Below are 11,658 nucleotides of genomic sequence, written 5' to 3' on the forward strand. Positions count from 1 at the left end.
AGAGCCATGGAAGGCCGCAAAGCAATAGGTACGTACTTCGAAGGTGTTGCCGCTAGATACCTCGAAGCTCAGGGCGTGCAAATCCGAGAGCGCAACGTTTACAATCGCGGTGGCGAAATCGATTTGATAGGGCTGCACCACGACACACTCGTTTTCTTTGAGGTGCGTTATCGCGGCACAGGTAGTCTTGTAGACCCGGCAAGCTCCATTTCATACCCAAAGCGTCAGAAGTTGCTAAAAGCGGTTTCTTTTTATCTACATCGGCATCAGCTGTGGAATGCTCTAAGCCGGATAGACGTAGTCGCAATTAGCCCCGGCACCGTGAAAAAATATCGGGTACAGTGGATTAAAAATGCAATTCAGGCGGATATATAGATTTGATGAACGATATGGGCAACCTGATAAACCAGCTATTTGCCAGCCATATGGAGCACACGGCTCAGGCGGCCAGTACCGTTGGCCCAGCCATTGAGCAGGCGGCAGACGCCTTTGTGAATGCTCTTCTCAATGACGGAAAAATCGTAATCTGCGCTAATGGTAACGCCAACGTTGTAGCCCAATATTTTTGCACAGCATTCCTCAACCGTTTTGAGCAGGACAGGCCAGCCCTACCCGCTATCAATCTGGGGGCCGACGCCACCACCTACTCGGCCATCTGTCGTGACAACCGATTCAACGACACCTTTTCACGACAGGTCAAAGCCATAGGAAAACCCGGCGACCTCCTGTTTGTGATCGTGGATGACGGCCACAAAGCAAATCTTATTCAGGCCATCCAGGCCGCCCATGACCGGGAAATGAACGTGGTTGTGTTGAGTGCACGGGAGAAATCTGACATCACTTCACTGATGCATGCAGAGGACCACGAAATCGCACTAAACGACCTTTCACCAACAGCGGCCACGCCTCTGCTCATGGTCGTGGTCAACGCCCTGTGCTCGCTAGTGGATAGCAAATTATTTGGGGGATAAAAAAAGCCGGCGGATGCCGGCTTTTTTTCAACGGTTACTCACAAAACGTCACTTCACAACTTTCAAGGTAGGCCTACCGGAAGGTCGTTCCTCTTGGGCGCCATTCCCGGAGCCTTCACGATCATTGGTCCCATCAGGATCCGGTGAGCCAGGTTCGCTGCCAAAAACCATGCCCTCTCCATTTTCTTTAGCATAGATCGCCATGACGGCCTGCAACGGAATAAATACCTGCATAGGCACGCCACCGAAACGAGCACTAAATTCCAGCGCGCTGTTACCAACAACTAGTCCACGCACAGCACCCGGGCTAATATTCAAAACAATTTGCCCATTCGCCACATGTGCCGTTGGCACCTGAACACCCTGAATTCCCGCATCCACCACTATGTAAGGCGTGCAGTCGTTATCCAATATCCACTCATTGAATGCACGAACCAGATATGGGCGACTGGATGTCATAGTGATCTTATTATCAGGCACGGCTCGCCTCCTATCCCATAACGTGGAAATCCGCCAAATTAGCTACGGATATCTTCTTCCAGATCGGAAAGGCTCGCCTTGAAACCCTCACGCTCAAAAATACTCTCCATATATTTATGAAGAGGCTTGGCCTGCTTATCGTTCAGTTCAATGCCAAGTGAAGGCAAACGCCAGAGAATGGGCGCAATCGAGCAATCCACAATCGTGAATTCCTCAGAAAGGAAAAATGGCATCTCACCAAAAAGCGGCGCCGTCGCTAGCAAGCTTTCGCGCAATTCTTTACGGGCAACTTCCGAAGCCTTGGCATTTGGCTGGCTCAGAATTTGATCAACCAGACCACACCAGTCTTTCTGAATCCGGTGGATCATCAGACGGCTATTTGCGCGCGCAACCGGATAAACCGGCAACAACGGCGGATGAGGGAAGCGCTCATCAAGGTATTCCATCATGATATTCGGCTCGTAGAGAACCAGATCACGATCTACCAAAGTGGGCAGGGCGTTATACGGATTCAAGTCAGCCAGCTCTGCTGGCGGGTTATCCGGGTCAACATTTACGACATCAACGGTAACACCCTTCTCCGCCAACACAATACGCACTCTGTGGCTATAGTGGCTGGTCGGATCCGAAAAAAATGTCATCGATGACCGCTTGGTCACAACGCCCATAGAACTACCTCACGAGTAAACAAACCAAATTGGCCCCGAGAAACGCAAAAATTCCAGCGGGCCGGTTAATGCCCACTGGAACTCCGGGAGCGGGATTATACCCTATTTATCAGTGCACGTCCTTCCAGTACTCACGATTGAGCAGATAGGCGAATACAAAGAAAATAGCGACAAAAATCAATACAAAGATCCCGAGGCGCTCACGCTCAACCTTGATTGGATCTGCCATGTAAGACATGAAGTTAGTCAAGTCGTACATGGCGCGGTCAAACTCAGCGCCCGTCATACTGCCTTCAGTAGCATACTCAGGGCAGGCACTGCTGTGATTAATGTTGCCGCTCAAGGGCTCGACACTGGCCTTCTTGCCTATATTAGGCTCGACCGCGCATAGACCTTGAAGATCAACCAACACATGGGGCATACCTACCTTGTCGAACACCACGTTGTTTACACCCAGCGGGCGTGAGTCGTCTTTATAAAAGCCACGCAGGTATGAGTACACCCAAGACTCGCCACGAAGACGGCTTTCCAGCGTAAGATCCGGTGGCGGAGCACCGAACCAATCCGCCGCCATGTCTTTATTCATGGAGTTCTTCATCAACTCGCCTATCTGGGCGCCAGTGAAAATCAGATTCTCCTCGTAGAGCTCAACTGGAATCTCAAGATCCTCGGCCACTCGCTTGTAGCGCGCGTACTCCATGGAGTGACATCCCATACAGTAATTCGTGAACATGGCCGCGCCTCGCTGCAGAGACGCCTTGTCGGTGTGGTCCGTCTCAATATGATCGAGCGGAACGCCAGCACCGGCTGCCAGCCCGAGAACCGGCAGGAATGCGATGAAAAGACCAAAAATCAGCTTTCTCATTATCCTGTCACCCTCTCTGGTACTGGCTTGGTTTTTTCCATGCGCGTATAAAACGGCATCAAAATGAAGTAGAGGAAGTACACAACGGTCAAAATCTGAGCCAACGTGGTACGACCCTCGGTTGCAGGCACAAGCCCCAGATAACCAAGAATAACAAAGCTAACTGTAAACAATGCCAATGCAATTTTGCTCAACCAACCTTTATAACGAATAGAGCGAACAGGGCTTCTGTCCAACCACGGCAGGACAAACAGAATGGCAATCGCACCACCCATAACAACAACACCCCAGAACTTCGCGGACAAACCGAACAGGTCAACCGTGACCGCACGCAGCATCGCGTAGAAAGGCGTAAAGTACCAGACAGGCGCAATATGCTCAGGTGTCTTCAGCGCATTTGCAGGTTCGAAGTTCGGCTTCTCGATGAAGAGTCCACCCATTTCCGGGAAGAAAAACACCACAATAAAGAAGATAAAGAAGAACACTGCTACGCCCACCAGGTCGTGTACAGAGTAGTAAGGGTGGAACGGGATACCGTCTTTGGGAATACCGTTTTCATCCTTGTTCTTCTTGATATCAATACCGTCCGGGTTGTTGGAACCCACTTCGTGAAGGGCAAGAATATGGAGAACAACGAGACCAAGCAGCACGATCGGCAAAGCAACCACGTGCAACGCAAAGAATCGGTTCAGAGTGATTCCAGAGATCAGGTAATCACCACGAATCCACAGCGACAGATCTTCACCAATAACGGGGATGGCACCAAACAGGTTGACGATAACCTGCGCACCCCAGTAGGACATCTGACCCCAAGGCAACAAGTAGCCCATGAAAGCTTCTGCCATCAGCACCAGATAAATCAACATACCGAACAGCCAGATCAGCTCACGGGGCTTCTGGTACGAGCCGTACATCAGACCACGGAACATGTGGAGATAAACCACAATAAAGAAAGCAGACGCACCTGTAGAGTGCAGGTAACGCAAGAGCCAGCCCCACTGCACATCACGCATGATGTACTCAACGGAAGCGAACGCACCCTCGCCTGTCGGGTTGTAGCTCATAGTAAGCCAGACGCCTGTTACCAGCTGATTGACCAGAACAAGCATTGCCAGAGAGCCGAAGAAATACCAGACATTGAAATTTTTCGGCGCATAATACTTTGCAAGATGCTTATTCCAGGCATCAACAACGGGTAGACGCTCATCTACCCAATTCAATAATTTCTGCATTACGCTGCCTCCGGATCAAGTCCAATCGTAAGAGTCACGTCATCGTCGTACCGATGAGGCGGAACCTGAAGGTTCAGCGGTGCAGGCTGCGCCGTGTAGACCCGTCCGGCCATATCATAGCGGGAACCGTGACAAGGACAGAACAAGCCACCAAGCCACTCATCCCCCAGATCTGCAGGCGCAACCTCCGGGCGATAGGAAGGCACACAACCCAAGTGAGTGCACAAGCCGACGAGAACAGCCATCTCAGGCCGGAGCGACCGCAGTATGCCGTCAATGTAATCTGGTTGCTGGGGGGCTTCGGATTGAGGATCTTTCACCTTATCGTTGAGCTTTTCTATGTTACCCACCATTTCGTCGGTCCGACGGATAAGCCAGACTGGCATACCCCGCCACTCAACAGTGATTTGCTGACCCGGTTCAATCTTACTGATATTGACGGTTACCGGCGCACCAGCCGCTTCCGCTTTGGCACTGGGGTTCCAGGATGCCACGAAAGGGACTGCCGCACCGACGACGCCAACTCCACCTACCGCAGCCGTAGCACCGATAAGGAAGCGGCGTCGACCTTGGCTCACGTCGCCATTATTCATTATGGTTTTCTCCCATCAGGCGATGTCACAGCCCGCAAGAAAGCCGACAGTGTGCATCGAAAAGGACTTCACAATCCAAAATTATAAGCGCTCAAATGGTAATGAAATTACCATGTCCTTACAAGTCAGAAAGACGCCACCAGAGCCGGTTCTCTGCTCCAGATCAATTTGACTATCATTGACCCTGAAACAAAAAAACCCGACCAAAATAGCCGGGTTTTTTTGAGATCTGCTCCAGCGAAACTTAACGCTTGGAGTACTGAGGACGCTTACGCGCCTTACGCAGACCAACTTTCTTACGCTCAACTTCACGAGCATCACGAGTTACATAACCCGCTTTGCGCAACGCTGGACGCAGAGTTTCATCATAATCCATCAGAGCGCGGGTCAGACCGTGGCGAATTGCGCCTGCCTGACCACTGATACCACCACCTTTGACAGTGATGTTGATATCAAAGCGATCTGAAGACTCGGCAACAACCAGAGGCTGACGCACGATCATTCGCAGAGTTTCACGACCGAAGAAGTCTTCGATAGTGCGACCGTTAATAGAAATATTACCGCTTCCCGGCTTGATAAACACCCGAGCCGTGGACGTTTTGCGGCGACCAGTACCGTAATTTTGTGCTACAGACATATCCGCCTTCCGTTAAATGTCGAGTTCTTTGGGCTGCTGGGCTGTGTGAGGGTGCTCAGCGCCGGCATAGATTTTCAGCTTCTTGAACATGGCGCGACCAAGCGGGCCTTTCGGAAGCATGCCTTTGACAGACTTCTGAATTACTTGCTCAGGCGCTTTGTCGACCAACTTTTCGAAGCTGATAGACTTAATCCCACCCGGAAAGCCGGTATGACTGTAATACATCTTGTCAGATGCTTTGTTGCCGGTAACCCGCACCTGGCCCGCATTGATAACAACAATGTAATCGCCAGTGTCTACATGAGGGGTGTACTCAGGCTTATGCTTGCCCCGCAGACGACGGGCGATTTCGGTTGACAGACGACCCAGCGTCTTGCCGGCTGCGTCTACAACGTACCAGTCACGTTTTACGGTTTCTGGTTTCGCACTCAGAGTCTTCATTGATTCCGCCTTGAACGCTATAAAAAGAAACGTTAAAAACCGCCACCGGAAAGTGTAGTACACCCGGAGGAGGTTCTGTACCTGTAATTTAGTTGGCAGTGACACTATTCGGGGCTGAGATAGTGACATCGCCTTGAAAAGCCAGGGCGCGAAGTATACTCGAACGAATATTGAAAACCAACCCTGCACCGAATTGTTTTATTGTTAAGTCCTTACCATAGAGATTTGCCGTAAAGCCGCTCCGTATTTTCAAACAGTACGCCCGCCAATTGATCAGGCGGCTCGCCCCTTATCTCACAGAGGCTATCAAGAATCCTGCGAAGATAAAGCGGGGAGTTGGAGCCAGCCTCAATGCCCTTCGGCGCCATGTCCGGCGCATCTGTTTCGAGCACAAGAGATTCTAAGGGCAAGCGCGCAATCGCATCGCGGGTCTTGCTAGCGCGGGAGTGGGTGATGACACCACCCACGCCGATAAAGCCCCCCTGATCAATCAACTTCTTGGCCTGCTGAAAACTTCCAGAAAACCCATGCAGCAACGCCCGACCGCTCCAGTTCATCCGCCTTAATGTCGCATGAACCTCGTCGTGAGCCCTTACCGAGTGAATCACCAAAGTTAAGCCCAACTCAGACGCCAGCGCAATCTGAGCCTCGAACCAAGGATACTGATCATTCATATTGCCGCGAAGGCGGTCCAGCCCGCATTCCCCCACCGCCACGCAACATTCTGGCCTAGCTCGTAGAGTCTGGCTTAGGCGATCGAGGTCTTCAGCGGAATGCTCATTAACAAACCACGGGTGTATTCCAAGGCAATAATAAAGACCGGTGTGCGCCAGAGCGGTATCTCGAACCCGCCCCCAATCCTGGCGTTTAACACCGGGAATTACCAACCCAATAAGGCCGACCTGTTTGGCAGCCTCAAGTTCAGCTGCGCGACAGCCATCGAACCGTGGAAAGTCGAAGTGACAGTGAGCATCCACCAACTTCAAACCAACCTCCGACCAATAAGAGATCAATGCTCCCGGGTTTTATGGAACTCAATATCTGGATAGCGCTCCTGCGCCAGATTGAGGTTAACCATTGTGGGCGCGATGTAGGCCAAACGATCACCACCGTCGAGTGCCAAATTGTCGTTATTCTTGCGTTGAAACTCGTCTAGTTTACGATCATCCGTGCAGGTGACCCAGCGGGCGGTTGCAACGTTGATAGGCTCATAAACCGCTTCAACTTTGTATTCTGTTTTAAGGCGGCTAACCACAACGTCAAACTGAAGAACACCCACCGCACCGACAATTAGATCGTTATTTCGCAACGGCCGGAAAACCTGCACTGCACCCTCTTCCGAAAGCTGAATTAGCCCTTTCTGCAACTGCTTCGCCTTGAGTGGATCTTTAAGACGAATGCGGCGGAACAGTTCCGGCGCAAAGTTTGGAATGCCTTTGAACTTCATATCCTCGCCAGCTGTAAAAGTATCCCCCAACTGGATAGTTCCATGGTTGTGCAACCCAATGATATCACCTGCATAAGCCTCTTCAGCTTGCTCCCTATCACCCGCCATAAACGTCAACGCATCGGAAAAACGCACATCCTTTGCAATCCGCACATGGCGAGCCTTCATACCCTGACTGTATTTGCCCGAGACTATGCGCATAAACGCTACTCTGTCCCGATGCTGGGGGTCCATATTTGCTTGAATTTTAAAAACGAAACCGGAGAAACCTTGATCATCAGGCCGCACTAGCCGCTGATCCGTCTCGCGCGATTGAGGCTCTGGAGCCCAGCTCACCAAGCCATCCAACATGTGGTCTACACCAAAGTTGCCCAAGGCTGTACCAAAAAACACCGGCGTCAGTTCGCCCGCCAGAAAGGCTTCCTGATCGAATTCATGAGAAGCGCCTTTTACCAGTTCGACTTCATCACGCAGATCTTTAGCGTATCCACCAATTGCTGTATCAAGTTCGGGGTTGTCTAGACCTCTTATCACTCGAACGTCCTGAATCTCATGGCCATGTCCACTCTGGTAAAGAATGACCTCGTCGCGGAGCAGGTGATAGACCCCTTTAAAGCTCTTACCCATGCCAATGGGCCAGGTAATAGGTGCACAGGCGATTTTCAGTACGTCCTCAACTTCATCCATCAGCTCGACCGGATCACGGGTATCTCGATCCAACTTGTTCATGAAGGTGATAATAGGTGTGTCTCGGAGTCTGGTAACCTCCATCAACTTGATCGTGCGCTCCTCAACCCCCTTTGCGCTGTCGATTACCATCAAGCAAGAGTCCACGGCTGTAAGGGTTCGGTAGGTATCCTCCGAGAAATCTTCGTGACCCGGCGTATCGAGCAGGTTCACCAACTTCCCACCATAAGGGAACTGCATCACAGATGTAGTTACGGATATACCCCGCTCTTTCTCCATTTCCATCCAGTCAGACTTTGCATGTTGGCCGGACTTCTTACCCTTGACCGTACCCGCTCTCTGAAGAGCATGCCCGAATAACAGGACCTTCTCGGTAATGGTGGTCTTACCGGCGTCCGGGTGAGAAATAATGGCAAAGGTGCGGCGCTTGGCCACTTCCTGGGAAAGGTGAGACATAGTCGAAGAGCAACCTGCGTCAGATGTTCGGGAAAGGCTGGCATTATAAGGGCTAAGGGGTGATTACGCGAACACAAGCGATAACCTTCATGGAGATAGGAGCAACGACATAACCCTCGCATCCTCTTGCCCCGAGAGCGTAGGGTAATAACGAGGGCGACGACCTATCTCTTCGAACCCTTCGCTACGGTATAGCTTGCTTGCAGCCTTGTTGCTTAAACGAACCTCAAGGAGAACCTGATTCATACCCTCACGATTTGCCTCTGTCGTAAGGTGTCGCAAAAGCAGTTTGCCTACGCCAAGACCTCGAGAGCGAGGGTGTACGCAAAGATTCAGGAGGTGAGCCTCATCAAGTATGTAGGAGACAATCGCATATCCGACTAGCGATCCTTCGAGTGTCGCTCCCCATAAACGATAGCTGGACTTGAAACAATCTAAAAAAATGCCTTCGGACCATGGGTAGGAATAACTTTGGCGCTCTATCTCAAGCATGTCTGGCAAATCCTCCGGCCTTAAAGGCCCGAGAACAACCTCGCCCCCATCGTAAGGTCCGTTTGAAGTTTGGTCACTGCGCTTCACTTTGCAACCAAAAGTTTAAGTTGATGCCACAACGAGCGCTTCAAACCGGAGCTGCCAGCCAGTTCGGTCAGTGAGTGGTCGAAGGTTAAATCAGGTGACCGTTCGAGCGCCCTATTTACGCAAACATTTTCCGCACCTGGCGCTTCAACACTCGAACTATCACCGCCAAGAACAACTATCTTTCGGTCGCCTACGTCGCGCAGCACGTGATGCAATACAGCAACGAAGCCCGCTGTTGAATTACCCCGCACAAGGGGGTTATTAAACACGGGCCAACGGATCCACTCTAAAGGTCTTGGTTGCGCCTCTCCGAGACTCTTCAGTATGTTGATCGCAAGGGTTTCCTGTAATCTTAAACTCGCTTCTTTGGATACATGCGCAACGAGAACGTAATTGGCCCCAGCAAATACTCCTAGGCTCAGATTCAATACTTGGGTTGTTTGCGCCTCGACCGCCGCCCCTGTTTGGCCAGTGTCATCCGGCACATTGAGGGGGGCACCTGAAGCTGCTTGGGAAGACTGTTCTTTTGGGTCTGCCAGCGTGGACTTTGCACTCCCCCCCACTAACGCCTGGAGGCTAGCTATCCGTTGCGCACCCTTCTTTTCTTCTTTAGGCGAGGGCGCTTGCCCTTTGGGAAAATGAGGCTTTATAGGAGCTGGCGTTGACGAGTAAACCGGCTCGTCCAGCTCCGGCAATCGAAACTCCGGGCTAGGTGCGGCGCCCGGCAAAGGCGCGCGGGCGTACCACAGGCGAATACCTGCGGCGCTAAGGTAAAACTGCCGCTGAACCTCGGTCTGAATCATTTAAACATCCGCAACCTGGGGGTGCTGCCGAACCCCGCCACGACTGATTAGATTAAGTGCCTCAATGTAAGCCTTCGCCGAAGCGATAATAATATCCGTATCGGCACCTATGCCGTTTACGATTCTCCCACCACGCTCTAAACGGACAGTAACCTCACCCTGAGCGTCGGTACCACTGGTAATGTTGTTTACGGAGTAAAGCTGCAGATTACAACCAGAATCAACCAATGACTCTATAGCTTTAAAAGCAGCATCTACCGGGCCACTGCCTTCAGCCTCAACTTTGTGCTCCTTTCCATCCATTGTTAATGTGAGCGTAGCACTCGGTACGACGCCTGTTTCAGAGCACACTCGTAGGCACACCAAACCATAGCGTCCCTCTTCGTCTTTCTGCCGAGTATCACTGGCAATTGCCTGAAGATCCTCGTCGAAAATCTCATGTTTCAGATCGGCCAAGGCTTTGAAACGGGTAAACGCTTCGTTCAGTTCTGTTTCGGTCTCAAACTGTATACCCAACTCCAGCAGCCGGGTGCGGAAAGCATTACGACCTGAGTGCTTACCCAGTACTAGACTATTTGTATGCCAACCTACATCTTCTGCACGCATGATTTCATAGGTTTCGCGGTGCTTGAGCACGCCATCCTGATGAATACCGGACTCATGAGCAAAGGCGTTTGCGCCTACGATGGCCTTATTGGGCTGAACTGGGAAACCAGTGATCGTAGAGACTAAGCGCGAAGCAGGAACAATATGACGAGCGTCTACTTGGGTTTCTATATTAAACAGATCTTGTCGAGTGCGAACGGCCATCACAATTTCTTCTAGCGACGCATTGCCAGCTCTCTCACCCAAACCGTTGATTGTGCACTCCACCTGACGGGCCCCTCGTGTTACTGCGGCCAGAGAGTTGGCAACCGCGAGTCCAAGGTCGTTGTGACAGTGCACAGAGAAAATTGCCTTATCAGCGTTGGGGATGCGGTTGAGTAACTGGTGGATAGTTTCGGCGAATTGCTCAGGAATTGCGTAGCCAACCGTATCAGGAATGTTGATTGTGTTAGCGCCTGCGTCTATGGCTGCCTCAATAATTCGGCACAGAAAATCCAACTCCGAGCGCCCGGCATCCTCACAGGAAAATTCAACATCCTCAACATGGCTGCGCGCGCGCTTTACGGCGCCAACAGCCTGTTCAATGACCTCGCTAGGCTGCATTTGCAGTTTGTGTTGCATATGGATAGGAGACGTAGCAATAAATGTGTGTATACGCCCCCGCTCCGCAGGGCGAATCGCCTCTGCTGCCCGATCAATGTCTTTGTCCAAGGCTCGTGCAAGACTGCAAACCGTTGAGTCTTTTATAGTCTCGGCAATAGACTTAACAGCTTCAAAATCACCTTGGCTTGCGATTGCAAACCCTGCCTCAATGACATCTACACGAAGCTTTTCAAGCGCCTTCGCGATACGGAGCTTTTCCGTTTTGTTCATGGTCGCGCCGGGGCTTTGCTCGCCATCCCGGAGAGTCGTATCGAATATGACCAGATGATCGTTGCCAGACATTGAGTTACTCCGCATCGCATTTGATTTTGTACACACAGTATATCACTGGGGTCTTTAAGGGGCAGTGTCTTGGTTGCATGCTGAACCAAAACTCAGGCATAAAAAAACCCCCTCCGGATAGCCGGTGGGGGTTTTTTTATGCCTGAGTTTTGGTTCAGCATGCAACCAAGACACTGCCCCTTAAAGACCCCAGTGATATACTGTGTGTACAAAATCAAATGCGATGCGGAGTAACTCAATGTCTGGCA

Annotated in this window: 14 protein-coding genes; 2 read left to right on the forward strand and 12 right to left on the reverse strand. The window is 51.3% G+C overall.

Going from position 1 to position 11,658, the window contains the following annotated elements:
* Positions 1-6: 6 nt before the first annotated feature.
* Entirely contained in the window at positions 7-375 is a 369-nt protein-coding gene (locus KO508_RS18665) for a YraN family protein (RefSeq protein WP_216009752.1), read from the forward strand.
* Positions 376-380: 5 nt separating this feature from the next.
* Positions 381-971, forward strand: a complete 591-nt coding sequence (locus KO508_RS18670; protein WP_216009822.1) for a D-sedoheptulose-7-phosphate isomerase — start codon at positions 381-383, stop codon at positions 969-971.
* A gap of 48 nt (positions 972-1,019) precedes the next feature.
* Here KO508_RS18670 and KO508_RS18675 read toward each other — a convergent pair whose 3' ends face one another.
* From KO508_RS18675 to KO508_RS18730, 12 genes are all read right to left on the reverse strand, one after another.
* Complete coding sequence (locus tag KO508_RS18675) at positions 1,020-1,430, reverse strand: ClpXP protease specificity-enhancing factor (RefSeq protein ID WP_216009823.1); 411 nt, start codon at positions 1,428-1,430, stop codon at positions 1,020-1,022.
* A gap of 59 nt (positions 1,431-1,489) precedes the next feature.
* Positions 1,490-2,119 (reverse strand): glutathione S-transferase N-terminal domain-containing protein, encoded by a 630-nt coding sequence (locus KO508_RS18680; RefSeq protein WP_216009753.1) that lies wholly within the window; start codon positions 2,117-2,119, stop codon positions 1,490-1,492.
* A 109-nt stretch (positions 2,120-2,228) separates the two neighbouring features.
* Positions 2,229-2,984, reverse strand: coding sequence for a cytochrome c1 (locus KO508_RS18685; RefSeq protein ID WP_216009754.1), 756 nt, complete (start codon positions 2,982-2,984; stop codon positions 2,229-2,231).
* Positions 2,984-4,216 (reverse strand): cytochrome b, encoded by a 1,233-nt coding sequence (locus tag KO508_RS18690; protein ID WP_216009755.1) that lies wholly within the window; start codon positions 4,214-4,216, stop codon positions 2,984-2,986. Before KO508_RS18690 ends, KO508_RS18685 begins: the two co-directional genes overlap by 1 nt.
* Positions 4,216-4,809: a ubiquinol-cytochrome c reductase iron-sulfur subunit gene (gene petA / locus KO508_RS18695; protein ID WP_216009756.1), complete on the reverse strand. Its 594-nt coding sequence runs from the start codon at positions 4,807-4,809 to the stop codon at positions 4,216-4,218. The genes KO508_RS18690 and petA overlap by 1 nt, the downstream gene beginning before the upstream one ends.
* Before the next feature lie 244 nt (positions 4,810-5,053).
* Positions 5,054-5,446 carry a 30S ribosomal protein S9 gene (gene rpsI / locus KO508_RS18700; protein WP_070970125.1) on the reverse strand — a complete coding sequence of 131 codons (393 nt, stop codon included), beginning with the start codon at positions 5,444-5,446 and terminating at the stop codon, positions 5,054-5,056.
* Positions 5,447-5,458: 12 nt separating this feature from the next.
* Positions 5,459-5,887 (reverse strand): 50S ribosomal protein L13, encoded by a 429-nt coding sequence (rplM, locus tag KO508_RS18705; RefSeq protein ID WP_144780435.1) that lies wholly within the window; start codon positions 5,885-5,887, stop codon positions 5,459-5,461.
* 212 nt (positions 5,888-6,099) lie between these two features.
* Positions 6,100-6,873: a TatD family hydrolase gene (locus tag KO508_RS18710; protein WP_216009757.1), complete on the reverse strand. Its 774-nt coding sequence runs from the start codon at positions 6,871-6,873 to the stop codon at positions 6,100-6,102.
* Between the two features lie 23 nt (positions 6,874-6,896).
* Positions 6,897-8,477 (reverse strand): peptide chain release factor 3, encoded by a 1,581-nt coding sequence (gene prfC, locus KO508_RS18715; protein WP_216009758.1) that lies wholly within the window; start codon positions 8,475-8,477, stop codon positions 6,897-6,899.
* A gap of 87 nt (positions 8,478-8,564) precedes the next feature.
* Positions 8,565-8,969 (reverse strand): ribosomal protein S18-alanine N-acetyltransferase, encoded by a 405-nt coding sequence (rimI, locus tag KO508_RS18720; RefSeq protein ID WP_216009759.1) that lies wholly within the window; start codon positions 8,967-8,969, stop codon positions 8,565-8,567.
* An 83-nt stretch (positions 8,970-9,052) separates the two neighbouring features.
* A complete protein-coding gene (locus KO508_RS18725; protein ID WP_216009760.1) occupies positions 9,053-9,859 on the reverse strand; it encodes a 2-isopropylmalate synthase in 807 nt (268 codons plus the stop codon).
* Complete coding sequence (locus KO508_RS18730; protein WP_216009761.1) at positions 9,860-11,410, reverse strand: 2-isopropylmalate synthase; 1,551 nt, start codon at positions 11,408-11,410, stop codon at positions 9,860-9,862.
* Positions 11,411-11,658: the final 248 nt, after the last annotated feature.

Source organism: Marinobacter salexigens, from assembly GCF_018860765.1.
GTDB lineage: Bacteria > Pseudomonadota > Gammaproteobacteria > Pseudomonadales > Oleiphilaceae > Marinobacter > Marinobacter salexigens_A.